The sequence below is a fragment of the Puribacter membranae genome, from assembly GCF_055380425.1.
Genome location: NZ_AP040167.1, coordinates 429,795 through 454,122, shown reverse-complemented (window position 1 = coordinate 454,122; position 24,328 = coordinate 429,795). Strand labels below are relative to the sequence as shown.

The 24,328-nt window shown below is 51.0% G+C and carries 24 protein-coding genes and 1 tRNA gene; 14 read left to right on the top strand and 11 right to left on the bottom strand.

What is annotated here, in order from left to right:
* The first annotated feature begins 68 nt into the window (after positions 1-68).
* The 3 genes from miaB (at position 69) to ACZ41M_RS02115 (ending at position 2,775) form a co-directional block, all read left to right on the top strand.
* Positions 69-1,496: a tRNA (N6-isopentenyl adenosine(37)-C2)-methylthiotransferase MiaB gene (gene miaB / locus ACZ41M_RS02125; RefSeq protein ID WP_464730500.1), complete on the top strand. Its 1,428-nt coding sequence runs from the start codon at positions 69-71 to the stop codon at positions 1,494-1,496.
* A gap of 189 nt (positions 1,497-1,685) precedes the next feature.
* Complete coding sequence (locus ACZ41M_RS02120) at positions 1,686-2,657, top strand: hypothetical protein (RefSeq protein ID WP_464730501.1); 972 nt, start codon at positions 1,686-1,688, stop codon at positions 2,655-2,657.
* Positions 2,658-2,699: 42 nt separating this feature from the next.
* Positions 2,700-2,775, top strand: a tRNA-Arg gene (locus tag ACZ41M_RS02115).
* Positions 2,776-2,832: 57 nt separating this feature from the next.
* Here the strand turns inward: ACZ41M_RS02115 and ACZ41M_RS02110 are convergent.
* Positions 2,833-3,606 (bottom strand): SDR family oxidoreductase, encoded by a 774-nt coding sequence (locus ACZ41M_RS02110; protein ID WP_464730502.1) that lies wholly within the window; start codon positions 3,604-3,606, stop codon positions 2,833-2,835.
* Between the two features lie 29 nt (positions 3,607-3,635).
* Positions 3,636-5,270 carry an oleate hydratase gene (locus ACZ41M_RS02105; protein WP_464730503.1) on the bottom strand — a complete coding sequence of 545 codons (1,635 nt, stop codon included), beginning with the start codon at positions 5,268-5,270 and terminating at the stop codon, positions 3,636-3,638.
* 143 nt (positions 5,271-5,413) lie between these two features.
* On the opposite strand from ACZ41M_RS02105, the gene ACZ41M_RS02100 reads away from it, so the two are divergent.
* Positions 5,414-5,971 (top strand): TetR/AcrR family transcriptional regulator, encoded by a 558-nt coding sequence (locus ACZ41M_RS02100; RefSeq protein ID WP_464730504.1) that lies wholly within the window; start codon positions 5,414-5,416, stop codon positions 5,969-5,971.
* 101 nt (positions 5,972-6,072) lie between these two features.
* On the opposite strand, the gene ACZ41M_RS02095 is transcribed toward ACZ41M_RS02100, so the two are convergent.
* The 3 genes from ACZ41M_RS02095 to speB are packed head-to-tail and all read right to left on the bottom strand — an operon-like array spanning position 6,073 to position 8,087.
* Positions 6,073-6,564, bottom strand: coding sequence for a hypothetical protein (locus ACZ41M_RS02095; RefSeq protein WP_464730505.1), 492 nt, complete (start codon positions 6,562-6,564; stop codon positions 6,073-6,075).
* Between the two features lie 2 nt (positions 6,565-6,566).
* Positions 6,567-7,160: a recombination mediator RecR gene (gene recR / locus ACZ41M_RS02090; protein WP_464730506.1), complete on the bottom strand. Its 594-nt coding sequence runs from the start codon at positions 7,158-7,160 to the stop codon at positions 6,567-6,569.
* A gap of 3 nt (positions 7,161-7,163) precedes the next feature.
* Complete coding sequence (gene speB / locus ACZ41M_RS02085; RefSeq protein WP_464730507.1) at positions 7,164-8,087, bottom strand: agmatinase; 924 nt, start codon at positions 8,085-8,087, stop codon at positions 7,164-7,166.
* A 121-nt stretch (positions 8,088-8,208) separates the two neighbouring features.
* Here speB and ACZ41M_RS02080 point away from each other — a divergent pair, with 121 nt between their 5' ends.
* From ACZ41M_RS02080 to ACZ41M_RS02065, 4 genes are all read left to right on the top strand, one after another.
* The gene (locus tag ACZ41M_RS02080) at positions 8,209-8,646 is read left to right on the top strand and encodes an META domain-containing protein (protein WP_464730508.1); all 438 of its coding nucleotides are present in this window, start codon (positions 8,209-8,211) and stop codon (positions 8,644-8,646) included.
* Between the two features lie 104 nt (positions 8,647-8,750).
* On the top strand, positions 8,751-10,142 hold the full coding sequence (locus ACZ41M_RS02075; RefSeq protein ID WP_464730509.1) for an aspartate aminotransferase family protein: 1,392 nt from the start codon (positions 8,751-8,753) through the stop codon (positions 10,140-10,142).
* 170 nt (positions 10,143-10,312) lie between these two features.
* Positions 10,313-11,056 carry a type 1 glutamine amidotransferase gene (locus ACZ41M_RS02070; protein ID WP_464730510.1) on the top strand — a complete coding sequence of 248 codons (744 nt, stop codon included), beginning with the start codon at positions 10,313-10,315 and terminating at the stop codon, positions 11,054-11,056.
* 106 nt (positions 11,057-11,162) lie between these two features.
* The gene (locus ACZ41M_RS02065) at positions 11,163-11,441 is read left to right on the top strand and encodes a hypothetical protein (protein WP_464730511.1); all 279 of its coding nucleotides are present in this window, start codon (positions 11,163-11,165) and stop codon (positions 11,439-11,441) included.
* Between the two features lie 69 nt (positions 11,442-11,510).
* On the opposite strand, the gene ACZ41M_RS02060 is transcribed toward ACZ41M_RS02065, so the two are convergent.
* Complete coding sequence (locus ACZ41M_RS02060; RefSeq protein WP_464730512.1) at positions 11,511-12,407, bottom strand: hypothetical protein; 897 nt, start codon at positions 12,405-12,407, stop codon at positions 11,511-11,513.
* 72 nt (positions 12,408-12,479) lie between these two features.
* The gene (gene ilvD, locus ACZ41M_RS02055; RefSeq protein WP_464730513.1) at positions 12,480-14,330 is read right to left on the bottom strand and encodes a dihydroxy-acid dehydratase; all 1,851 of its coding nucleotides are present in this window, start codon (positions 14,328-14,330) and stop codon (positions 12,480-12,482) included.
* Between the two features lie 303 nt (positions 14,331-14,633).
* Between ilvD and cysT the strand changes: the two genes are divergently transcribed.
* The 5 genes from cysT (at position 14,634) to ACZ41M_RS02030 (ending at position 19,718) form a co-directional block, all read left to right on the top strand.
* Positions 14,634-15,512 carry a sulfate ABC transporter permease subunit CysT gene (gene cysT, locus ACZ41M_RS02050; protein WP_464730514.1) on the top strand — a complete coding sequence of 293 codons (879 nt, stop codon included), beginning with the start codon at positions 14,634-14,636 and terminating at the stop codon, positions 15,510-15,512.
* On the top strand, positions 15,512-16,420 hold the full coding sequence (cysW, locus tag ACZ41M_RS02045) for a sulfate ABC transporter permease subunit CysW (protein ID WP_464730515.1): 909 nt from the start codon (positions 15,512-15,514) through the stop codon (positions 16,418-16,420). Before cysT ends, cysW begins: the two co-directional genes overlap by 1 nt.
* Before the next feature lie 18 nt (positions 16,421-16,438).
* Entirely contained in the window at positions 16,439-17,542 is a 1,104-nt protein-coding gene (locus ACZ41M_RS02040; protein WP_464730516.1) for a sulfate/molybdate ABC transporter ATP-binding protein, read from the top strand.
* 8 nt (positions 17,543-17,550) lie between these two features.
* Positions 17,551-18,477, top strand: a complete 927-nt coding sequence (locus ACZ41M_RS02035) for a CysB family HTH-type transcriptional regulator (RefSeq protein ID WP_464730517.1) — start codon at positions 17,551-17,553, stop codon at positions 18,475-18,477.
* Positions 18,478-18,659: 182 nt separating this feature from the next.
* Positions 18,660-19,718, top strand: a complete 1,059-nt coding sequence (locus tag ACZ41M_RS02030; RefSeq protein ID WP_464730518.1) for a sulfate ABC transporter substrate-binding protein — start codon at positions 18,660-18,662, stop codon at positions 19,716-19,718.
* A gap of 54 nt (positions 19,719-19,772) precedes the next feature.
* On the opposite strand, the gene ACZ41M_RS02025 is transcribed toward ACZ41M_RS02030, so the two are convergent.
* From ACZ41M_RS02025 to ung, 4 genes are all read right to left on the bottom strand, one after another.
* Positions 19,773-20,447, bottom strand: coding sequence for an esterase/lipase family protein (locus tag ACZ41M_RS02025; protein ID WP_464730519.1), 675 nt, complete (start codon positions 20,445-20,447; stop codon positions 19,773-19,775).
* A gap of 126 nt (positions 20,448-20,573) precedes the next feature.
* Positions 20,574-21,140 (bottom strand): nucleotide exchange factor GrpE, encoded by a 567-nt coding sequence (grpE, locus tag ACZ41M_RS02020; protein ID WP_464730520.1) that lies wholly within the window; start codon positions 21,138-21,140, stop codon positions 20,574-20,576.
* 71 nt (positions 21,141-21,211) lie between these two features.
* Positions 21,212-22,654, bottom strand: coding sequence for a threonine synthase (gene thrC / locus ACZ41M_RS02015; RefSeq protein ID WP_464730521.1), 1,443 nt, complete (start codon positions 22,652-22,654; stop codon positions 21,212-21,214).
* Between the two features lie 129 nt (positions 22,655-22,783).
* Positions 22,784-23,455, bottom strand: coding sequence for a uracil-DNA glycosylase (gene ung / locus ACZ41M_RS02010; protein ID WP_464730522.1), 672 nt, complete (start codon positions 23,453-23,455; stop codon positions 22,784-22,786).
* Positions 23,456-23,592: 137 nt separating this feature from the next.
* Here ung and ACZ41M_RS02005 point away from each other — a divergent pair, with 137 nt between their 5' ends.
* On the top strand, positions 23,593-24,171 hold the full coding sequence (locus tag ACZ41M_RS02005; RefSeq protein ID WP_464730523.1) for an MOSC domain-containing protein: 579 nt from the start codon (positions 23,593-23,595) through the stop codon (positions 24,169-24,171).
* Positions 24,172-24,328: the final 157 nt, after the last annotated feature.

Here is a 24,328-nt window from a genome sequence, read left to right as displayed (position 1 = left end):
GATTCCATTAGAAAAAAGCAACCTTTTAACGTCCCCAGAATAAACCACTGTTTCGACGAGAGCACCTCATGAAAAAAGTATTTGTCAAAACCTTCGGCTGTCAGATGAATGAATACGACACCGACAAAATCCACGACGTCCTGCGCGAGCAAAGCGGTCTCGAAAAAACCGACGACATGGCCGCCGCCGACGTCATCCTGCTGAACACCTGCTCCATCCGCGAAAAAGCGCAGGAAAAAGTCTTCTCCGACCTCGGTCGTATCCGCGAGCTGAAAAAGAAAAACCCGAATCTGCTGATCGGTGTGGGCGGCTGTGTCGCCTCGCAAGAAGGCAAAAACATCGTTGCGCGCGCGCCGTATGTGGATGTGGTGTTCGGCCCGCAAACCTTACACCGCCTGCCGCAATTGCTCGATAAACGCGCGAAAACAGGCCGTTCGCAGGTGGACGTATCGTTCGTCGAAATCGAAAAATTCGATCATTTGCCACCGCCAAAGGTAGAAAAAGCCACGGCCTACGTCTCCATCATGGAAGGCTGCTCGAAATATTGCAGCTACTGCATCGTACCGTACACACGCGGCGAGGAAGTCTCGCGCCCGTTCGATGACGTCTTGACCGAAATCGCCGATCTGGCCGATCAGGGCGTGAAGGAAATCAACCTGTTGGGGCAAAACGTCAACGGCTATATGGGTACCATGGGCGGCACGTCAGAGATCGCCGACTTCGCCACACTGCTGGAGACCATGGCACATATTGACGGCATCGAACGCATTCGTTTCACCACCAGCCATCCGAATCATTTCACCGACCGCCTGATCAACGCGTTTGATAAAGTGCCGCAATTGGTTAATCACCTGCATTTGCCGGTGCAATCCGGCTCAGACCGCATTTTGAGCGCGATGAAGCGCGGTTATACGGCGCAGGAATATTTACGCATCATCGAAAAATTGAAAGCGATTCGGCCGAATCTGGCGATGTCCTCGGACTTTATCGTCGGTTTCCCGGGCGAAACGCATGAGGATTTTCTCGACACCATGCGTCTGATTGACACGGTGAAATTCGATGTGAGTTTCTCCTTCATTTACAGCGCACGTCCGGGCACGCCGGCGGCGGAGTTGGAGGATTTGGTTCCGTACAACGAAAAGCTGCACCGCCTACAAACCTTGCAAGCCGAAATCGCCCAATACGCCAAATCGGTCAGCGACGGCATGGTCGGTCATATCGAAAAAGTGCTGGTCGAAGGTCTGTCCACGCGCGATCCGTCTGAATTGTACGGACGCACGGAGAATAACCGCATTGTGAATTTCAAACCACCGGTTGGTCTGGCCAATGCGCGACAAAAACTCATCGGGCAAATGGTCGATATGCGCATCACTCAGGCGATGACCAACACCCTGCGTGGCGAAGTCGCGATGAGTGCCGAGCAGATGGATGCGTTCACACCGCTGCCGTACAGCGCATCGCGCGGGTTCATCAGCATTCCGATTGCACAGGCGTAAAATTAAATTGGCTTGTTAGGTTGGGTTGTCCCCCACCCCAAATCCAAGTCGCTGTTTATCATTCAGGAGCAATCTCAATACAAAGCCGTCATCCCCGCAATGATTTTGAGCGGGGATTCTTCAATCATTCAATTTTGTGGGCTTGATTGATTCTTCTGGATCCCCGCCCCAAAAAAGAAACCGTTCTTTATGCGTATTTTAAATTTCATCTCACATCACTCCGCCTTATTCATGATTCTGGCGACTATTTTAGGCTTTTTGCTGCCCGAATTGTCCGATGTGGTTTTGCCCTACCTACCGATGGTGTTGTTTTTCCTGATGTTTTTTACACTGATGGCGATTAACCAGCATAACTTGGTACGTACGCTGTCGCAGCCGTCCGTCTGGCTGTATGCGCTGATTCACACGGTTGGTATGTCGATTTTGGCGATTGGTACCTGCTATCTGCTCGGTATGCGCGATGATTTATTGCTGGCGGTAGCGGCGATTATGGCAACGGGTTCACTATTCGCCACGCCTGCGATCGTGCGCTCGATTGGTTTTGAACCACTGTATGCGATGGCGCTGACCATCGCCACCACACTGCTCATGCCCGTCGTACTGTACATCAATTTGTGGCTGTTTCAAACGGCGGATGTTGAGCTGGATATGGTGCTGTACGTCAAACGTCTGTTGATTTTTATCGTCGGACCGATGGCTGCTTCTGCGCTGGTGCATCGTTGGATTGCCGAATCGGTATTACTCAAAATCCACCAGCAATTGTCCAAAGTCACCATGCTGTTGGTCATGACCTTTCCGTTTGGCTTGATTGGCAGTTTTCGCCGCGAGTTTGATCAACACCATTGGCATGCGTTCGGACTGCTGTTTTTATCCATGTCCATCGTCACTGTGCTGTTTTGGCTGAATTTTTATCTGTACCGCAAAAGCACGACCGAGCACCGCATTTCCGCCGCCGTCGCCTCGGGCGGACGCAATGTATTGCTGACCTTCACCATCGCCGCGCCATTCCTCGGAACGCAATATCTGCCCCTGATCGGCGCCATGCAGTTCCCGATTTACGCCCTGCCGCTGGTCTCACGCGCGTGGATGCGCTGGCAGGAGCGACGTCATCATGTCGCTATTCCCCATGAAATGACGGATGAAGATGATGTGGTGTTGTGAGGTATAATTGCGCACGAAATCACATCGCCATTCAGTCAACACGCCACCGTAGCTCAGTGGATAGAGCATCTCCCTCCTAAGGAGAGGGTCACAGGTTCGATTCCTGTCGGCGGCGCCAATGAGGCTAAAAAGCCCGAATCACTATCGATTCGGGCTTTTGTTTTGAATGGTAAAGTTAGGAGGCGGTGCTTGATTTTTTCAATGCTTCGCGCATGCTGATGGCTTGGGCGCGTCGTTGAACCATGAAATCGATAAATCCTTGATAATTCGCGGCTTTTTTCTGAAAAGCTTCGATCGTATGCGGGTGCGTGGTGATCATGAAGCGCTCGGCATGAATAGCCTCACTGGTGATTTTAGCCAACTCTTCAGCGGTAATGGCGCTGGCTTGCAAGTAGGGGGAATGTGCGATCATTTGGGTTTTGACGCCTTCCGGACATAAGACCGAAACCCGAATGCCTTTGTCCCGATAAGTAAATGCGAGCCATTCGGCCAAGCCAATGGCCGCGTGTTTGGTCACGCCATAGCCAAAGCTGTCGATTTCGTTGAGTAAACCCGCAGCAGAAGCCGTGTTCAGCAGATAGCCGCTGCCGCGTTCGATCATGTGCGGCAGTACATGGCGCGCTGCCCAGTAGTGGCTTTTGAGGTTGATATCGAGGGTTTTGTCCCAGTATTTTTCGGGGCTAAACGCATCCATTGGTAGCGCAATACCCGCATTGGAGCAAAACAGGTCAATTCGCCCTTCATGCGCCAACACATCGTCAATCAGCGATTTAACGCCGTCTTCCGTCGAAATATCATTTGTCAGAAAGCGATTGGCCTGCGTCTGCTCAGGCACTTTCAAATCAGAGCCAATGACCGTCGCGCCTTCGGAGCGAAACTGATCCACCAGAGCACCACCAATGCCTCCCGCCGCACCGGTCACCACGACAACCTTATCCTTTAATTCCATACATTCTCCTGTGAAGTGATTATTGTAATTTAACGCGCATCCCAGTCGGCTCGACCTGTGCGAATGGTACGTAGCGCTTGGAACGCCACACTCGGATGCTCAAGCGCATGGTAAATCGCCGGTATCGGCAGGTCAACACCCATTAATTCATATACACCATGCATTGCCCCCCGTACGGAGTATTCAACCGTGAACACGACGTCTTCTGGGATTTCCACATATTGACCGAGAAACGCGAAGTTTTTCGCTCCCTTCGGAACAACCAAAGGCCGATCCTCCGGCACTCGCCGTTCAAATTGCGATGTGATGTATGGCATCATAACGGTCGTGACACGGGTTGTCTTGCGAATTTCATCGTCTGCATCTTTGAACCCCAGCTGACCGAGCAGTTCGGTCAAAATCTCTTGTCCGGTACATTCGGACATTTTTTTATTCACATAATTGCCCTCTCGATCAATGAATAAGCCATAACCCCACAGTGTATATACATCATTCGGTTGACCGATGAAATGCGGTGCGTGCGGTACCACAATGGACATGAGCCAATTGGAGTCTTTAAACGTCATCAAGGCGCCGGTTCCCGGCTGATTGCCACTAAAATCAATAATGCGTTGCAGGAGTGCGCGCCCCGTCATCGTCAAGGTAAATGACTCCCACTTGGACTCATCCACATTGCCGCAAAAAGCATTCGGGCGACCAAAGTCGCCGGCCTTTGAGGCAATGGTTTCCCACAGTTCAAAGCCGCCATCGCGTTTATCACGAATCAATGGCGGAACCGTGTCATCGCCACCATAGGCCGCATCCGCCGTCATGGAGCCAAGCGTCAGAAACACATAATCTTGCACACCCAACTTAATCTCCTGAGCCTGCCCATTGCGCTCAATATGCAAGGCACTTGCCACACGCGCATCGGCTGATTCAACAAAATCCACATCCTTGACCGTCACCCCGGATTCAAATTGAACCCCATGATTTTGTAGCCATCTTTGTATCGGCAAAACAATCGAATCATATTGATTCAACTTGGTTCGCCGTACCCCTGCCAAGGTATGAATACGCGGCACTTCCTGCATAAAACGCAGCAAATACCGTTTCATCTCAATCGCACTGTGCCACGGCTGAAAAGCAAACATACTGCACCACATCGTCCAAAAATTCGTTTGGAAAAAATGCTCAGAGAAAAAATCCTCGATGCGCCGCGCGCCAATAAGTTTTTCAGGAAGAGCAAGCAAACGTGTCAATTGAACACGATCATAGGCATCCAACCCCAAATCCGACGCATCCAAAATCTGATGATTGCGGTCAATGATACGAGCTCGGGCATACGTCGGTACCTCCCGATTAAATTGTGCAATTTCCTGTCGAACCGTCAACTCAGGATTGCCCACCGTTGGAATACTCTCCAACAAATTCCACAAACACACATACGCCTCATCCTCCAACATTCGACCACCGCGAGTTACATAGCCATCCGCACTGGGCGAACGCGCACCATCCAGCGAGCCGCCCTCCACAGGCAACTGTTCATAAAAATGAATATGTTCACCGAGTACCCCCACATCACGAATCAAAAAAACCGCCGCAGACATCGTTGCAATACCAGCACCGACCAAATGAACATGAATATTTTTAGGGTTCAATATTTGATGATTGCATTTTGCCATGATCTCGCTCCATAAAAAGACCACAAAAAATAAATGACACAATGTAATTAGATAATTTTATTCTGCTCTTATCTGCAAGCTCTGTCAAGTGACAGTTAGTCATTAAATATTTCTGTAGTAAAATCTATGCATGAGAACACACTATGACTACAAGCACCCGTACCCGCATGCGCCCAGAAGAACGACGACAACAAATCCTAAATGTCGCATTGGATCTATTTGCACGACGAGGTTTTGAAGAAGTCACCATCGGCGATATCGCCTCGGAAATGAACATCGTCCGACCAACTATCTACATCTACTTCCCCTCAACCAATGCTATTTTGGATGCCATTTTTGACGATTTGCTCAACTCATATTGGCAAAAAATAGAACCCATCATCAGTAACAGCAAAGGCATGCCCACGCCGCAAACTGTTTCACAAATATTCCGTATTATCCTCAATGAACCACACCTCCTCGCCATATTGCGCTGCGGTGGCCCCTCATTTCAGCGCAAACGCCATGCACAGTTTGATAAAAAACTGAACGCACTACTCGATATTCACGCAGAACAGCAACGAAGCCCCTTCCTGCGCCCGATACTTGGCGCACTCATAGAAGGTCTGGCTTACTGGGCAGTGCATGAAGATGCTCAAGACACGGAAGCACTAACACAGGCTTTGGAAGACTTTGTCAGTCATGGACTAGGTAAAAACTGATTCATCGGAAACATCGTCATCAATAAAAAAGGATTCCGTACGGAATCCCTTTTTTCATAATCAAATAATCTGGTATTTATTTCAAACAAGGATAAATTACCTTACAAACGCAAATCCTTCTGCCGCTGCAACTGCTCATACAAAGGATTGCGTTTCGGAAACAGCCAAAAATACACGCCATCAAGTACGCATAATGCGCCAATCGCGCCACTCAAGGCACCCACGCCCGTCAGTAGCCAAATCGAGCCATCACGCGCCCCGATCACAGCCAGCAAATAGGCAAAACTGAACAATGCGCCTAAAAAGCCTCCCATGAGTAAGCGCTTTGCCCAACTGGGGTTGTGAACCGTCTGGCTTTGCAGATAATAAGCGTACACCGCTCCCGTCAATAGCGCCGGTATACCACCAAAAATCAGGCTAAGCGGATACAATGTGATCGTGCCAATCAGTAAATCGCTCCATTTTTGCCCTGCGGTTAAAACCCCTTGGACAAACAGCGAATCGTAGCCGAAGTAGATCAGGCTACCGAGCCACGGCGCCCAAACCCCAAACAAAACCGCCAGTCGAAAGATCGGATTTTTCAGCTTCGCCATTGTTACCTCCGTGCGGTCATCGCCTGCGCGAGCGTACCTAAATCGACTTGTTCGAGTTCGCTGCCGACGGGTACACCTTTGGCCAATCGGGTCACGCGCAAGCCGCGCGCCATGAGTTGTTCGGCGATGTAATGGGCGGTGAGTTCGCCTTCATTGGTGAAATGCGTGGCCAAAATCACTTCCTGCACCACACCGTCGCACGCCCGCTGAATCAGTTGATCCATCGCGATGGCTTTGGGGCCGACGCCTTCGAGTGGATTTAAATGACCCGCGAGCACAAAATACAGACCTTTATAGGTCATGGTTTGTTCGATCAGTAGTTGGTCCATCGGTGACTGCACCACGCACAATAATTCACGCTGACGGCGCGGATTCGCACAAGTGCTGCACACCACATCATCCGACAGGGTGTAGCACTGCTCACAATGACGCAAATGCGCCAAAGCGTCGGTGATGGCGGCAGCCAATTGCTGTGCGCCTTCGCGCTCGTGTTGCAGCAAGGTAAACGCCAAGCGCTGCGCCGATTTATTGCCTACGCCCGGCAGTACGCGCAATGCGTCGATCAAATATTGGATACGGTCTTTTTTCTCAGTCATACATTACTTTAATTGAGCCACTTGCCCCGACAAATACGTCCAGACCAATTGCGCCGCGGCATTACTGGTCAACTCGGCATGATCGTAGGGCGGCGCGACCTCGACGCAATCCATACCGACCCAGTTCAAATCCGCAGTCGCTTCCAGCAGGGTAAACACTTGATTGGTGCTCAGTCCGGCCACTTCGGGCGTTCCCGTTCCGGGTGCAAACGCCGGATCAAGGCAATCGATGTCCAAGGTCAAATACGCCGGCAAACCTTTGGCGGATAGGCGTTGACGAATCGTCTGAATCACCTCGGACAACTGCCCTTCCGATTCCAAACCGCGCAAATCACGCGCGGTAAAAATCACACCGCCTTGATCGCGCACATACTCGCGCGCCTCGCGCACGCCCGCCGAGCGGATACCCACTTGCACGAATGATTCGGGGTCAACCAAGCCTTCCGTAATGGCTTCGTATACCCAAGTACCATGCCCTGACGGCTCGCCGAAATGATCTTCCCACGTATCGCAATGTGCATCAAAATGCAGCACCGCCAATGGTTGTCCCGCCCATGCACGATACGCACGCAACAAGCCCAGCGTGATCGAATGATCGCCACCGAGCCAACACATATGATACTGTGCCAAGAGCGCGGGAACCTGTTCGGCCAAAGACGCGCGCATGGCGGTCAGATCGGTGTTCGGCGTAGCCAAATCGCCCAAATCGCGAATGAATTCATACGGCGAGGTATTAAAAAACGGATGAATGCCATCGCACAGCATCTGGCTCGCTTGGCGAATCGCTGCCGGCGCAAAGCGCGCGCCCGGCCGATTGGTCACCGCACCATCGTACGGAATCCCCGCGACGCCAAAGGGTTTATTGGACGCATCATTCGGCACGCTCAAAAATCGATTTTGACTCAAATAGGCGAAACCATGTTTCATCGCTGTTCATTCCTTCTGTTTGCACAAAGCAGTCATCATGCAATATATTTCCGTCTTTTTCAAGCAAATATCCGTCTGTTGGTTTATCATCCAAACGCTCATTTTTTAAAGGAGGAGCATCATGAACGCATTCAAATCAAAATTAGCGGCACTGGGCGCGGTCACTTTACTCGCAGCATGCGCAGGTGTACCAATGACCAGCGGCACCAGCCCTGCCCATGATCCGATCGCCAAGCTGCAAAGCGGCGAATGGGTGGTTCAAAGCATTAACGGTAAAACCGTGGATACACAGCTCAAACCAACCCTGAATTTTGGTCAAACGTTTCAATTGACCGGCCATACCTCGTGCAACACCTACTTTGCCGGCTATATTCTGACCGGTCCGAGCATCGTGGTCAAACAAGCGGGAACCACGCGCATGGCGTGCGAACCGGCGGTAATGGAGCAGGAACAACGCTTCCTCAAACAACTCGCCGCCAGTCAAATGTGGAATATCGACAGCTCCGGTACGCTGACCTTGGCCGGCGCATCGGGCGTGATGATTGCCAAGCGCAAATGAAGTGGATGTCAGCGAAACAAGAAATGGCTCGTGTTTTCACGAGCCTTTTTTTGCACAATGTCTCAATCACTATAAATTAAGCAAAACCGACATTTGGAGACACCATGACCCCCACGAGCATCTCACGCGAACATATCCGAAGCCTCATAGCGCGCGAATCAGACACCTTCCTCGCGCAACATCCGAAATCACACGAATTGGCGCAGCAAACGCAACAAAACTTCCTGTTTGGCGTGCCTTTGCACTGGATGGCCGATTGGAGCACGCCGGTACCGCTATTCGTAGCGCGTGCGCACGGTGCAGCGTTCACCTGCGTGGACGGACACGACTACATTGATTTTTGCTTGGGTGACACCGGCGCGATGTTCGGCCACAGCACGCCCGACATTGCGCAGACCTTGCGCGATTACGCCGATCAAGGCTACACCGCCATGCTGCCAACGGCCAACTCAGCCAAAGCGGGGGCTGCATTGGCCGAGCGATTTGGCCTGCCGTATTGGCAACTGGCGACCACCGCCACGGATGCAAACCGCTTCGCGCTGCGTTGGGCGCGTGCGATCACAGGACGCAAAAAACTGCTGGTGTTCAATGGCTGCTATCACGGCACGATTGACGATGTATTCGTTGATCTGGATGCAAACAACCCAGAAGCGCCACCGACCATGCGCGCCAGTTTGCTCGGTCAAGTGTACGATTTGACCCAGTTCACCGACGTGGTTGAGTTCAACGACATTGAGGCAGTCAAAACGAAACTCGCCAGCGGCGAATTCGCCTGCGTGCTGACCGAACCGGCCTTGACCAATTGCGGCATGGTCTTGCCTCAGCCTGATTTTCTGCGTGAGTTGCGTCAAGCGTGTAACGACACCGACACCCTGCTGATTTTTGACGAAACCCACACCATCAGCGCCGGTTATGCTGGTTATACCGGTATTTGCCGCGAACAAGACGGATTTTTGCCCGACATGATTATTGCCGGTAAAGCCATTGCTGGCGGCATTCCCTGCGCGGTGTACGGCATGAGTGCTGAGGTCGCACAGCGTGCACGCGCAGCGAAAGAAGCCGCACCCGCCGGTCACTCGGGCATTGGCACCACGCTCTCGGGTAATATGCTGACCATGGCTTTGCTAGCGACCAATTTGACCCAAGTCGCCACGCCCGCTGCGTTTGACACCATGATTGCACGCCAAACCCAGCTCGCTACCGGCATGCAAAGCCTGATCGCCCAATATCGTCTGCCGTGGAGCGTGACCCAACTCGGTGCGCGCAGCGAATTTCAGTTCTGCGCCCACAGCCCGAAAAACGGCTCGGAAGCCGAACGCGCAATAGATGACGAGCTGGAACGCGCGGTACATTTATACCTGCTCAATCGCGGCATCATGATCACACCATTTCACAATATGACTCTGGTGTGCCCTGCCACGACCGAAGCGCAAATCGAACGCTACTTGGATGTATTCGAGGCCTGCTTGGCCGAGTGTACTGCCGCTCATAAATGATAAAAAATCGAGCCAATTGCACCCAAACGAAGCAAAACAAACCTTCAGTTAAGGTGCAATTGGGCATAAATTCACATAAAATAAACCCGCAGCATACCCTTAACCCGACGCAACCGAACTATTTTTATTATTAAAATCAAAGCATTGGGATAAACAACCGGAAAATGATTATGAAACCGATCCTTGTATTACAACACGCACACTACGACTGGCCAGGCTATTTCACTGACTGCCTGATTAACTGGGAAATCCCGTTTGAATTGGTCAACATTGCCGCAGGTGACGCCCTACCGCTTTCCATTGTTGACTACAGCGGTTTTGGCATCATGGGCGGCGGCATGAGCGTGCACGACACCGACGAATACCCACATCTGCTCGAAGCTGTTGAATTGATTTACGAAGCCATGTCGCTCGGCATTCCCGTCATCGGTCACTGTTTGGGCGGACAACTGCTCGCCAAAGCCAGTGGCGGCACGGTACAAAAAGCACCGCACAAAGAAATCGGCTGGCACACCGTCACACCCAAGCATGACAATCTCGCCTACCAATGGTTCGGTGGCATTACGCCCGTGACCCTGTTCGAGTGGCACAACGAATTTTTCATCCCGCCGCTGCGCGCGCATAATTTAGCCAGCAGCCTGTATTGCCAAAACCAAGCCTTCGTACTCGATGACATTCACCTGGGCATGCAATTTCACTGCGAAGCCCTACCCGAAAAAATCAATCACTGGCTCGATACCGCGCGCGAAGACCTGAACGACGCCAATGATGCCAATGTACACAGCGTCGAACGCATCCAGCGCGAAAACTGGCAGCATATCGAAAATGCCATGGCCGTTGCACGACAACTGTATTTCAAATGGCTCTCCAACGTGCAGATGGAAGACAAAATCCGCAAACAAATCAAACTCTGAGCCAGATTTCTGGCTCTTTTTCTTTTCATAAAAAAGCAGCACCCACACAAATTTTGAACAAAAACCTGTCATAATGCGAAAAACACTCATCCATCAAGGACTTATGATGAAAACGCACTCAAAAACCGCCCTGTTCTCCCTACTGCTCGCAGGCTCGCTGTGGCAAACCGCCGCATACGCCGACACCCATGCCAGCAGCGACAGCAGCAAAACCCTGCCGGTGGAACCATGGCATCCGCACAGCTACGAATTAAAACCGATCGCCCAAACAGCGCCAACCGAGGCGGACAGCAATACCACTGGACTCAAGCTGGGCGCTAAAAATAAAATCGAACTTTATGGAACCGTAGAAATCGGCTACTCCAAATGGTCGCAAAAAAATTGAGTTGCTTGCATCATTGCAGCAAGCTACACCATAAAAAACCCGCAAGCATGCGGGTTTTTTGACAAAGTATTAAAGGAAGCACTGAACGCGTCGCATATCCATCAGTGTATAAACCACGGCGAAAGCCACCCCCAGCGTAATCAATCCCGACACCCAGCCATCCGCGTGTCCTGAAAACACCGACTCAGCCACATAAATCATTGCAGGCACGAACGCCAGCATCAGCATCGTAATCATCGGACGCACCTTTTGCACGCCCCACTGCAATAAAAACATCGGCAAAACCACGCCAAAAAACGCCACGCACATGGAAAGCAGCCAAAAATCCCAGCGCCAAATCCACTGTTCAAACATCAAGCCCAATGCCAACGCACACACATACGTCAAATGAAAGCGCCGTGCGAGTACCAGGCGCGGACTCAGATGCGCCAAATGCAAACGCGCAATCGAGGCAATGATCGCCGCACCCAAACCCGCAAAGGACGATAGGACAACACCCCAGATCATTTGATCAACACTCACACCTACCGCTTTCAAAACCAATAAGGTCGCAGCAAACATCACCCCGAAAAATCCGGCCGCACTCCACAAATCACGCCGATGAGTTGCGTGCGCATGGTTCAATTGTTCACCGACGAACCACGCCGAGACAAACACCGCAAACAACGGCCCCACCGCGATTTCAGTCAAGCTCACCACGGACGCAGGAATAAACGCCATGGCCGCAAAAAACGCCACATACGACAATGCGGTCACAATTCCAATGCGCCGTAGCGCACGACGATCCTCCGATACATGCGGCTCCACCGGCCAAATGCGCAGTGATAATTCATAAAACAACGCACACAAAATACAGGCGATGAACGCAAACTGCATCATATTACCCGAGGGATAGCGCGCCGAAACGTAACCATAAGCCACCGATTGCAGCAACAGTGACCCGATAATTGCCAAAATATAGCGCATACATCACTTTCTAAAAAACGAAGGGGCGCAAAATGCGCCCCCAATATAGCTTAACGCTTGGATGTCCCGTGTTTATTTATCCAACAAAGTTACATCGCGTACCGCGCCGCGTGATGCCGAAGTGGTCATCGCCGCATAAGCTTTCAGCGCCGCGCTGACCACACGATTGCGGCCAATCGGTTTCCATGCGTCTTTGCCTTTGGCATTCATCGCCTCGCGGCGTTTAGCCAGCTCCTCATCGCTGATGCGTACATTGATCGTGCGGTTTGGAATATCAATATCGATCATATCGCCTTCTTCGATCAATCCGATTGCGCCGCCTTCAGCCGCTTCGGGTGAAACGTGACCGATGGACAAACCCGATGTGCCGCCGGAAAAACGTCCGTCGGTAATCAGCGCGCAGGCTTTACCCAAGCCTTTGGATTTGATGTAGCTGGTCGGATAGAGCATTTCTTGCATACCCGGACCGCCGCGCGGGCCTTCGTAGCGGATAATGACCACATCACCTGCCGCGATTTTGTCACCCAAAATGCCTTCAACCGCAGCATCTTGCGACTCAAAAATCCGCGCCGGACCTGAGAATTTGAGGATGGATTCGTCCACACCAGCAGTTTTTACCACGCAACCGTCCAACGCAATGTTGCCGAACAATACGGCCAGACCGCCGTCCTTGCTGTAAGCATGTTCGAGATTGCGAATACAGCCCTCGGCGCGGTCGTTGTCCAGTGTTTCCCAACGTTTGTCTTGCGAAAACGCGGTTTGCGTCCGTACGTTTGCCGGTGCGGCTTTGAAGAAGGTGTGCACCGCCGCATCATCCGTGCGCATGATGTCCCATTGATTGAGCGCATCGCCCATGCTCGCGCTGTGGACGGTTGTGCACGCACGGTCAATCAAACCAGCACGATCGAGTTCACCCAAAATACCCATCACACCACCGGCGCGGTGGACGTCTTCCATATGGTATTTCTGCGTGGCCGGCGCGACTTTGGAGAGATTCGGCACTTTACGGCTGAGGCGGTCAATATCGCTGACGGTGAAGTCCACACCTGCTTCCTGCGCCGCTGCGAGCAAATGCAACACCGTGTTGGTTGAACCACCCATCGCGATGTCTAAGCACATGGCGTTTTCAAACGCAGCTTTGTTCGCAATATTGCGCGGCAAAACGCTGTCGTCGTCTTGCTCATAATAGCGTTTGGCCAATTCAACCACCAGACGCCCCGCGCGCAGGAACAACTCCTTGCGATCGGCGTGCGTGGCCAGCAAAGAACCATTGCCCGGCAAGCTCAAGCCCAAGGCCTCGGTCAAACAGTTCATCGAATTGGCGGTGAACATGCCCGAGCATGAACCACAGGTCGGACAGGCCGAGCGTTCGATCTGCGCCACGTCCGCATCGGATTCGCGCGGATCGGCAGCAGAGACCATTGCATCGACCAAATCGAGTTTGATGATTTTGCCATTCAACACCGCTTTACCCGACTCCATCGGCCCGCCGGAAACGAACACCACAGGAATATTCAAACGCAAAGCCGCGTTGAGCATGCCCGGCGTGATTTTGTCACAGTTGGAAATACACACCAGCGCGTCGGCGCAATGCGCATTGACCATATACTCGACCGAGTCCGCGATCAAATCGCGTGATGGCAAGGAATACAGCATCCCGCCATGCCCCATTGCAATACCGTCATCGACCGCAATGGTGTTGAACTCTTTGGCAACGCCGCCTGCCGCTTCGATTTCGCGCGCGACCAACTGCCCCATGTCCTTTAAATGCACATGACCGGGGACAAACTGCGTGAATGAGTTGGCAATGGCAATGATCGGCTTGCTAAAATCCTCGTCCTTCATGCCCGTGGCGCGCCACAGCGCACGCGCGCCTGCCATATTGCGGCCTGAAGTAGAGGTTTTGGAACGATATGCGGGCATGGGAACTCCTGATGAAAGTGTCAAACACAAAGTGTCATTCTAACGCCTGAGTGACATTCGCGCAATTTTATCCATATTTCATTCTTTCCTACGACCTACTTAGATTGGCGTTGCCAGAATCGCCCCCACAAATCTGTCCTTTATTTAAGATCAGTACCTACACAACCCACAAATCAATGGCATTAAACATTGTCTATAGCATAAATTTTCATATCTTCTTGATTTATTCTTATTTGTTGTTATAAAAAATAAGAATTAAAATTTGTCTATTAAATAATAAATTCATCTATCAAGGAGTTTGATTTGAGCGATACGAGGCCATTACTTCCACCACGATCAATCTCATTACGCCCTGCCAAAGCCCGCAATGTTCTGCCGGGCTTTAATTTGGCGTTGGGCTATACAGTTTTCTATCTGTCCCTGATTGTATTGATTCCGCTGTCTGCGGTTTTTTTCAAAACATCAACCATGGGCTGGGAAGCTTTTTGGCAAACAGTGAGTAATCCACGCATTGTAGCTACTTACAAAGTTTCTTTTGGCGCTGCTCTATTGGCCGCTTGTATCAATGCGGTATTTGGTTTGCTACTGGCCTGGACCTTGGTGCGCTATTCTTTTCCTGGCAAGAGATTGGTCGATGCACTGGTGGATTTGCCTTTCGCCCTACCAACTGCGGTGACGGGAATTACCTTGGCTACTTTGTATGCCAAAGACGGCTGGATTGGTCAGTTTTTACAGCCTTTGGGGATACAGGTGGCGTATACGCCTTTGGGGATTTTGGTTGCACTGACATTCATTGGCGTGCCCTTTGTGGTACGCACGGTACAACCTATCTTGGAGGATATGGATACCGAGTTCGAGGAAGCGGCGGCCAGTCTCGGCGCTCATCGCTGGCAGGCTTTTCGGTTTGTGGTTTTACCGGTTTTGTGGCCGGCGCTGTTGACCGGATTCGCGCTGGCCTTTGCACGCGCGGTTGGCGAGTATGGCTCGGTAATTTTTATCGCGGGCAATATCCCGATGGTATCAGAAATCACGCCATTGATGATTATCAGTAAGCTGGAACAATACGATTACAACGGCGCCACCGCAATTGCTTTGGTGATGTTACTCATATCGTTTGGGCTGTTATTGCTGATCAATGTATTACAGGCATGGACGGCCAAACGCATCGGGAGGGTTTCGTAATGGGCTTCACACAAAGTCGCTTGACTAAGTTTGAGAAACGCTCGGCCACTCAAGAATCGCCATGGGTACGCTATTTGATCTTAACGCTGGCTTTGAGCTTTTTTGCCTTCTTTTTGCTCTTGCCTTTAATTGCGGTATTTACTGAGGGCTTGCGCAAAGGCGTGCAGACATACTTTGAAGCATTGCTTGATGACAATACTTTATCTGCACTCAAATTGACTTTGCTCGCTGCTGGAATAGCTGTACCACTCAATTTGATTTTTGGTGTTGCGGCCGCATGGGCGATTGCTAAATTCGAGTTTCGTGGCAAGCAGTTATTGACCACTTTAATTGATTTGCCTTTTTCCGTATCACCGGTGGTCGCCGGCTTGATTTATGTATTGCTGTTCGGTGCGCAAGGCTGGTTCGGTCCGTGGTTGTCCGCACACGATATTCGAATTATTTTTGCCGTTCCGGGCATTGTTCTGGCCACGATTTTTGTTACTTTTCCTTTTGTAGCGCGTGAGCTGATCCCATTGATGGAGGCTCAGGGTAAAGAGGAGGAGGAAGCCGCCATGGTACTGGGCGCCAATGGCTGGCAAACATTTTGGCATGTGACCTTGCCGAATGTGAAATGGGGCCTGTTGTACGGTGTGATTTTGTGTAATGCGCGCGCGATGGGCGAATTCGGCGCGGTGTCGGTGGTATCGGGTCACATTCGCGGACAAACCAATACCCTGCCCTTGCACGTCGAAATTTTGTACAACGAATATCAATTTTCAGCTGCCTTCGCGGTGGCGTCATTATTGGCGGTGTTGGCATTGATCACCTTAATCATCAAAACCTGGGTGGAATCACGCATCCATCACAGTGATGATGAATTACCGATGGAAGCGCCACGTACCACTACCTCACCCGAAATAATATGAAGCAATAAGGACTCAAACATGAGCATTCAAGTTAAAAATATTCATAAGCAATTTGGTGATTTTATCGCTCTGGACAATATTTCTTTGGATTTCCCGAGCGGCGAATTGGTCGCCCTACTCGGTCCGTCCGGTTGCGGCAAAACCTCGCTTTTACGCATCATCGCCGGCTTAGACACACCCGATGCAGGACAGGTGATTTTGGAGGGTGAAGACGCATCCAATACACATGTGCGCGAGCGCCAAGTCGGGTTCGTTTTTCAACACTACGCACTGTTTCGCCACATGACTGTGTTCGACAATATTGCTTTTGGCATGCGCATGAAGCATAAATCGGTACGCCCCAGCGAAGCTCAAATTAAAGCCAAGGTGCATGAATTGCTCAATTTGGTTCAACTGGACTGGCTGGCAGATCGTTTGCCCACGCAACTGTCCGGCGGACAGCGCCAGCGCATTGCTTTGGCACGCGCTTTGGCGGTGGAGCCTCGGGTGCTGCTGCTCGATGAGCCATTTGGTGCATTGGATGCAAAAGTACGCAAAGAGTTGCGTCGCTGGTTACGTCGATTGCATGATGAATTGCACATCACTTCGATTTTCGTCACCCATGACCAAGAAGAAGCTCTTGAAGTTGCCGACCGCATTGTGTTGATGAATCACGGTCGCGTTGAGCAAATCGGCACAGCCGAGGAAGTCTATCGTCATCCGGCCACACCATTTGTGTATAGCTTTTTAGGTTCGGTCAATCTGTTTCATGGCCGCGTTGAGGGTGACGCGGTGCGTGTCGGTACAGATGTCATTCGCAATCAATCCAATGATTTGACACAAGGCGCGCAGGTACTCGCCTTTGCCCGCCCACATGAGCTGGAAATTATCGTCCCTGAGAACGCCATTGATGGCACGACCAAAGGAGCGATTGAAGGGATACATGCAAAAATCACCCGCATCCTGTCATTTTCCGCCAATTCTAAAGTCGAACTGGACGGTACCAATGGCGCCACGGGTCAGCACTTCGAGGTCGAATTGGCTCGACAACGCGTGCAGGAGATGAATTTGCTCGAAGGTCAGCAGGTGATTCTGGTTCCATCACGCCTGAGCGTATTTGAAGATGCCGGTAGCGGCATATAGGAGCGTACATGAATTTTCAACAACTGCGAATTATCCGCGAAACCGTGCGCTGCCAATTCAACTTGACCGAAGTCGGCAACGCCCTATTCACCTCACAATCGGGTGTGTCCAAGCACATCAAAGATTTAGAAGACGAATTGGGCGTAGAACTGTTCGTGCGCAAAGGCAAACGTTTGCTCGGTCTAACTCCACCCGGAAAAGAACTCGTGGTGATTGTTGAACGGATGCTCATTGATGCGCAAAATATCAAAAACTTGGCGGATCAATACACCAGCCGCGATGAAGGTGAACTCACAGTCGCCACCACGCACACCCAATCGCGCTATGCCCTGCCATCGGTGGTCAAAGCATTTAAAGAAAACTTTCCTAAAGTTCATTTACGTCTGCATCAAGGCAGTCCCGAGGAAATCGCCACCATGCTCTTGAACGGGCGTGCCGATTTGGGCATCGCTACAGAAGCACTGCCCAATATCCCAGACCTCGTGTCATTTCCCTACTACACATGGTACCACGCCGCCGTAGTAACGCCCGATCACCCACTGGCACAGCAGGCCAATCTGACGCTTGAAGCCATTAGCCAGTATCCGATTATCACTTACCACGATGGCTACACCGGTCGACCGTCTATTGATAAAACCTTTGCCCAAGCAGGGCTCAAACCCGACATCATCATGTCGGCAATGGATTCGGATGTGATTAAAACCTACGCCGAAATAGGCTTGGGCGTGGGGATTATTGCCTCGATGGGATTTCATCCAACCAAAGATTCAGGACTTCAATTATTGCACTCAGAACATTTGTTTGAGCCAAACACCACCGTAATTGCGGTACGTCAAGGACATTTTCTACGCGGCTTTGCTTATCGCTTTATTGAACTGTGTAATCCGCATTTGGATGAAATCACCGTGCGCGAAGCCATTAATCCAACGCGATGACATAAAAATTCATGCTTGATGCAAAAGAGTGCAGATGGTGTTGCACTCTTTTTCATATCTCTTATTCCCATATTTACGATAAACAAAGCATTTTTAATTGTTTTTAATTATATTAAATCTTATTTAATATAACGATGTCATATACAAAAACGACAAACATTTTATTTTTAAGGAGTTTTCACATGATATTGGGTAACACCATCAAACAAAAAATCGCATCCGCATTGATCATCGGCTTGATTGGCACTGCTCTGGTCGCCTGCGGCGGTAAGGGCAAAGCTGAACGCAAACTGCTCAACGTCTCGTACGATCCAACCCGCGAGTTGTACCAAGAATTCAATCCTGAGTTCATCAAATATTGGCAAGGGAAAACAGGCGAACACATCAGCATTGAGCAATCACACGGTGGTGGCGGTAAACAGACCCGAGCCATCATTGATGGATTAGAAGCCGACGTCGCCACACAATCATTGGCCTACGACATCGACAGCATCGCCAAAAAAGGATTGACGGCAAATAACTGGCAAACGCGCTTGGCACACAACAGCTCACCGTACACCTCCACCATCGTCTTTGTGGTGCGCAAAGGTAACCCCAAAGCGATTAAAAATTGGGACGATTTGGTCAAACCTGGGGTACAAGTCATCACGCCGAACCCCAAAACCAGTGGCGGCGCACGCTGGAACTACTTAGCCGCGTGGGGATTCGCCGAAGATAAATTCAACAAAGACGAAGCACAAGTGAAAAACTTCGTTGGCAGCCTGTATAAAAACGTCCCTGTACTGGATTCCGGCGCTCGCGGTTCAACCACCACATTTGCCAAAAACAACATTGGCGATGTGCTGATTACTTGGGAAAACGAAGCTTATTTAACACTCAAAGAATTTGGCTCGGATAAATTTGAAATCATCACCCCGCCGGTCTCTATTTTGACTGAACCGCCGGTCGCTGTAGTCGATAGCTATGCCAAAAAACACGGTACGGAAGATTTGGCCAAGGCATATTTGGAATACCTCTACTCACCTGTGGGACAAAAAATCATCGCGAAGAACTTCTACCGTCCGATCAAACCGGAGTTGGCCGATCCACAAGACGTCGCACGTTTGCCCAAATTGAGCTTATTCACAGTAGATGAACGCTTCGGCGGATGGAACAAAGCTCAAACCACGCACTTTGCCGATGGCGGCGTTTTTGATCAAATCTACGTGCCAAACAAACCCGAGCAAGCACCAAAACCATAAAAATAAACTCAAACGGCGAGCATCTTTGCTCGCCGTATTAAATTGAACGCTTATTTATGTGTTACTGTGGGCTCGATGCAAAAACCGCCCATTGCGCAAGAAATGTGTGATTTGCGTATTCACCGCCGGTGCGAACAGCATTTCCGCATGGCTGATATTCATGCACACACGATCGGTCTCGCCGCCGCGCAGCTCGGTTTCAATCAAACTCACCGTACCGTCGCTTGGCTGAGGCAGGGTTTTAACCACGCGGCCAAAGCCTAAATTGCGCGTACCGGCCAATACGCCGATGTCCAAATCGTTCGGTAACTCTTCACGCGCAATTCCCGGCCAGTCTAAAATGGATTTACCCAGCGCACGCCCTACCACCGGCCAACGTTGCACCTCTTGTGCGGAGTGCGAGCCATTGATCGGACTACCGCACAGCACCACGCGCCCGAGTTTGGGCAAACCGTTTTGCCCGAATTCATGACCGTGACGACGCAGCATGTGCAAAATCACCATCCCACCCATGCTGTGACCGACAAAATGCAAGCGATCGGTATTTTTGTCTTTGATAGAGCGTTGCACCGCGCGCCAAAGCCGATCCGCGTTTTGATCCATGCGGTTGAATACGGTCGGGTAGGAGTAAATGACCGGTTGCCAACCAGCATCGCGGATGGCTTGCCGCCAGTACAGACAGGCATAGCCGGACATCCATAAGCCGTGTACCAAAAAAACTTTTTCCATAGGTTTTGCTGAAAATGGTTTTTTAAAGAACAAAAGGCGGGAATCTCCCACCTTTCATTCAATTGTTCGCATTCTGATGATACACCGATTGCGCTATTTATATGCTCGTGCCACTCACTGCACTATTTACTGCGCCACAATCACGAGCGCCGGACGCAGGACACGATCGGCAATTTTAAAGCCTTTTTGTATGACTTCCACCACCATACCGCTTTCCAATTCCGATGGCACCACGGAAATGGCTTGGTGATAATGCGGGTCGAATTTTTCACCCTTCGGATCAACCGCAACCACGCCACCCTTTTCCAGCGCACCGATCAGTTGTTTAAACGTTAATTCCACGCCTTCACGCATCACGTTGATGTCGCCACTGTGATCTTGTACGGCTTTTTCCAAGCTGTCTTGTACCGGCATCAGGGCATCGGCGAATTTGTCGATCGCGAATTTGTGTGCCTTGCTCACATCCTCCGCCGCACGACGGCGCAGGTTTTCCATCTCGGCCGCCATGCGCAGTAATTGATCTTTCAACCGACCATTTTCGTCCTCCAGCAACGTCAAGGGACTGTCTGCGGCCTGTTCATCCAACTGATTGAAGTCCAAGCTCACATCCTCTACCTCGCCCACCGTTTGGATGGGCTCTTCAGTTTGAGGCGAATTTTGTTCGTTTACATTGGCGTGGTTATTCTCGTTCATGCTCTCTATTCCATTGGTTGATTCATAAATAAGCGGTCGCTATTTTGAATATGGGCGTTGATTGCGTTAATTCAAGCCTGTTCACGAATAAACTGTTTGATCGCGTCCACATTGTTCGGTAAATTAAATACCCGCTGTGGCAATGACTCAATGTCGCGCGTCGCGTCAGGGCGCGGTGCAATAATGCTCAATGCCTCTTTGATGGTATCCTCAAATTTAGCCGGTTGCGCGGTTTCCAATACCACCATCGGTACGCCATCATCCAGATATTGATACGCGACGAACACACCATCGGCCGTATGCGGATCGATGATTTCACGGTATTCGCGGTACACTTCGCGCATCGCTTGCAGTCGTTGATTGTGCGTACTGGCGCCGGAGACGAAGCCGTATTGCTCACGAATCTGCGCAAACTCAGGCGTGCCCGACAAATCAAACTGGCCTGTTTTTTCTACCTGTTCAAACAAGGCACGGGGTTTGCCCGCATCGCGTCCCATCAAATCGAATATGAAACGCTCGAAATTCGATGCTTTGGAAATATCCATCGACGGGCTGCTGGTGTGGTGCGTGTCTTTCGCACCGCGCACGCGGTACACGCCGGTTTTGAAAAACTCGTCCAAGACATTGTTTTCGTTGGTAGCAAGCACCAATTTTTCAATCGGCAGCCCCATTTGACGCGCAATATGACCGGCGCAAATATTGCCAAAATTGCCCGATGGCACGGTGAATGATACGCGTTGATCGTCATTTTGCGTCGCAGCGAAATAGCCTTTGAAGTAGTACACCACCTGCGCCATCACGCGCGCCCAGTTGATCGAGTTGACCGTACCGATTTGGTATTCGGCTTTGAACGCATGATCGTTCGACACTGCTTTGACGATGTCTTGCGCGTCGTCAAACACGCCTTCAATCGCGATATTGAAAATATTTTCGTCCTGCAAGCTGTACATCTGCGCGGTTTGAAAACGGCTCATTTTACCTTTCGGCGTGAGCATGAATACCTTCACGTTTTTCTTGCCACGCATGGCATATTCCGCCGCGCTGCCGGTATCGCCCGAGGTCGCACCCAAAATATTCAAATGCTGCCCGCGACGCGCCAGAACGTATTCAAATAGATTGCCGAGCAATTGCATCGCCATGTCTTTGAACGCCAGCGTCGGGCCATTGGACAATTCGAGCAAAGACAGCGTGGTCTTTTTCTCTTTGCCCAACACTTTCAACGGCGTGATGTCCTCAATCCATTGCCCCGGACGCGCATTGATGAACACCTGCGGCGAATAGGTTTTCGATACCAGCGGCGCTAAATCGGCCGGCAAAATATCGGTCGCAAATTTGCTAAAAATCGCAAACGCCAGTTCCGCATACGACAGATGACGCCAAGAGGCCAATTCCGCCTTGGAGATTTGCGGATACGCCTCGGGCAGATACAAACCGCCATCCGGCGCCAGACCGCCCAATAAAATATCGCAAAATTGTTCACCGCCGACGTGACCACGGGTAGAGATGTATTTCATAGAAAGACCATTTTCAGGATGCTGTTAAATAATGTCTTATTATAAAGGAAGCCCGCGCCCTTGCCCAGATTTTAGGCGGGAGAACCCCGCTTTTCTACTGGCTTTTCCACTGAATGGGCGCTTTTGAGCTTACACTTGCCAATCAATCGGGGTTTTGCCCTGAGCGATCAGCAATTCATTGGCCTTGGCGAAATGATTGCAACCGGAAAAACCGCCACCGGCCAAAGGTGACGGATGCACGGCGGTCAAAATATGGTGTTTGCTCGCATCAATCAACTCGGCTTTTTTCTTAGCAAAGTTACCCCAAAGCATGAACACCACGCCCTCATTGCGCTCGGAAATCGTGCGTATCACCGCATCGGTGAAGTTTTGCCAACCCAAACCCGCATGGCTTGCGGCGCGGCTTTGCTCCACGGTCAGCACCGCATTGAGCAAAAATACGCCCTGCTGCGCCCAGTGCGTCAAATCGCCGTGATTCGGAATCACAAAGCCATCGATCGTGCGCGCCAACTCCTTGTACACATTGCGCAAAGACGGCGGAATCGCCACACCATGCGGCACGGAAAACGACAGCCCCATCGCCTGATTCGGCTGATGATACGGGTCTTGCCCGAGTATCACCACTTTGACCTGCGGCAACGGCGTGGTATCAAACGCATTAAAAATCAGACTGCCCCGAGGATAAAAGGTTTTACCCGCAGTTTTACACGCCATCAGTCCCGCTTTGATTTGCTCGAAATACGGCTGGGCAAACTCATGCGCGAGCGCCTGTTTCCACGTTGATTCAATTTTGACATCCATAATCATTCATCCGTTGATTTCCAATACAGTTGCTTATTATCCCTGATGCAAGAAATAGACACAAACGCATATTGAAAAACGCGCATAGATTCTTTTGTGCGTATTAAAATAATGCACCTTCTCTTTCAGCAAACACCATGACCACACCCAAACTCCTCAGCATCCAAGTCGCACGCGCCCAGCCATTACTGATTGAAGGCAAGCCGATCCTTTCCGCAATTGAAAAAACCAATGTTTCCGGCGCGGTCACGGTCAAACCCTTGGGGCTGGATGGCGACGAACAAGCCGATTTGAGCGTGCATGGCGGCCTATCCAAAGCGGTTTACGCCTACCCATCGGAGCATTATCCGTATTGGCGTGAGCAGCAAAGTCTATTGGGACTGGACAAGCCTCTGCCCTACGGCAGCATGGGTGAAAATTTGACACTCTCGGGTTTGCTGGAACAGGATGTCTATGTCGGCGACGAATTGCACTTTGCCGACTGTGTGCTGCGCGTGACCGAACCCCGCCAGCCGTGCTTTAAATTCAATGCGGTGATGAATGACAAACGCGCCGCGAAAAAAATGGCGCACACCGGATACTGCGGCTTTTATCTGGCGGTGGTTCGCACCGGTACGCTGAGCGCAGGTGAAACCTTCACCCTCGTACCCGGCGCACGCGATACAGCCATCAGTGAGTTATTCAAGGTAGCGATGCGCAAAACCGCGTCGGATTAAGTCTGTCGCGCACGATCAATCATGCCTTACTCATCAGCACAATAAAACCGTCGTAGGGGCGCAATTCATTGCACCCGATTGCACCCAATTGCATCCGCGCCCCGTTCCTCGCTTCTCTTCCCAAACAAGCGACAATGGACACATCAAAAATGCCCGA

What these genes read in the sequence shown, in the direction of transcription:
- miaB (WP_464730500.1), top strand. Translation starts at nt 69, where the DNA reads ATGAAAAAAGTATTTGTCAAAACCTTCGGCTGTCAGATGAATGAATAC.
- ACZ41M_RS02120 (WP_464730501.1), top strand. Translation starts at nt 1,686, where the DNA reads ATGCGTATTTTAAATTTCATCTCACATCACTCCGCCTTATTCATGATT.
- ACZ41M_RS02110 (WP_464730502.1), bottom strand. Translation starts at nt 3,606, where the DNA reads ATGGAATTAAAGGATAAGGTTGTCGTGGTGACCGGTGCGGCGGGAGGC.
- ACZ41M_RS02105 (WP_464730503.1), bottom strand. Translation starts at nt 5,270, where the DNA reads ATGGCAAAATGCAATCATCAAATATTGAACCCTAAAAATATTCATGTT.
- ACZ41M_RS02100 (WP_464730504.1), top strand. Translation starts at nt 5,414, where the DNA reads ATGACTACAAGCACCCGTACCCGCATGCGCCCAGAAGAACGACGACAA.
- ACZ41M_RS02095 (WP_464730505.1), bottom strand. Translation starts at nt 6,564, where the DNA reads ATGGCGAAGCTGAAAAATCCGATCTTTCGACTGGCGGTTTTGTTTGGG.
- recR (WP_464730506.1), bottom strand. Translation starts at nt 7,160, where the DNA reads ATGACTGAGAAAAAAGACCGTATCCAATATTTGATCGACGCATTGCGC.
- speB (WP_464730507.1), bottom strand. Translation starts at nt 8,087, where the DNA reads ATGAAACATGGTTTCGCCTATTTGAGTCAAAATCGATTTTTGAGCGTG.
- ACZ41M_RS02080 (WP_464730508.1), top strand. Translation starts at nt 8,209, where the DNA reads ATGAACGCATTCAAATCAAAATTAGCGGCACTGGGCGCGGTCACTTTA.
- ACZ41M_RS02075 (WP_464730509.1), top strand. Translation starts at nt 8,751, where the DNA reads ATGACCCCCACGAGCATCTCACGCGAACATATCCGAAGCCTCATAGCG.
- ACZ41M_RS02070 (WP_464730510.1), top strand. Translation starts at nt 10,313, where the DNA reads ATGAAACCGATCCTTGTATTACAACACGCACACTACGACTGGCCAGGC.
- ACZ41M_RS02065 (WP_464730511.1), top strand. Translation starts at nt 11,163, where the DNA reads ATGAAAACGCACTCAAAAACCGCCCTGTTCTCCCTACTGCTCGCAGGC.
- ACZ41M_RS02060 (WP_464730512.1), bottom strand. Translation starts at nt 12,407, where the DNA reads ATGCGCTATATTTTGGCAATTATCGGGTCACTGTTGCTGCAATCGGTG.
- ilvD (WP_464730513.1), bottom strand. Translation starts at nt 14,330, where the DNA reads ATGCCCGCATATCGTTCCAAAACCTCTACTTCAGGCCGCAATATGGCA.
- cysW (WP_464730515.1), top strand. Translation starts at nt 15,512, where the DNA reads ATGGGCTTCACACAAAGTCGCTTGACTAAGTTTGAGAAACGCTCGGCC.
- ACZ41M_RS02040 (WP_464730516.1), top strand. Translation starts at nt 16,439, where the DNA reads ATGAGCATTCAAGTTAAAAATATTCATAAGCAATTTGGTGATTTTATC.
- ACZ41M_RS02035 (WP_464730517.1), top strand. Translation starts at nt 17,551, where the DNA reads ATGAATTTTCAACAACTGCGAATTATCCGCGAAACCGTGCGCTGCCAA.
- ACZ41M_RS02030 (WP_464730518.1), top strand. Translation starts at nt 18,660, where the DNA reads ATGATATTGGGTAACACCATCAAACAAAAAATCGCATCCGCATTGATC.
- ACZ41M_RS02025 (WP_464730519.1), bottom strand. Translation starts at nt 20,447, where the DNA reads ATGGAAAAAGTTTTTTTGGTACACGGCTTATGGATGTCCGGCTATGCC.
- grpE (WP_464730520.1), bottom strand. Translation starts at nt 21,140, where the DNA reads ATGAACGAGAATAACCACGCCAATGTAAACGAACAAAATTCGCCTCAA.
- thrC (WP_464730521.1), bottom strand. Translation starts at nt 22,654, where the DNA reads ATGAAATACATCTCTACCCGTGGTCACGTCGGCGGTGAACAATTTTGC.
- ung (WP_464730522.1), bottom strand. Translation starts at nt 23,455, where the DNA reads ATGGATGTCAAAATTGAATCAACGTGGAAACAGGCGCTCGCGCATGAG.
- ACZ41M_RS02005 (WP_464730523.1), top strand. Translation starts at nt 23,593, where the DNA reads ATGACCACACCCAAACTCCTCAGCATCCAAGTCGCACGCGCCCAGCCA.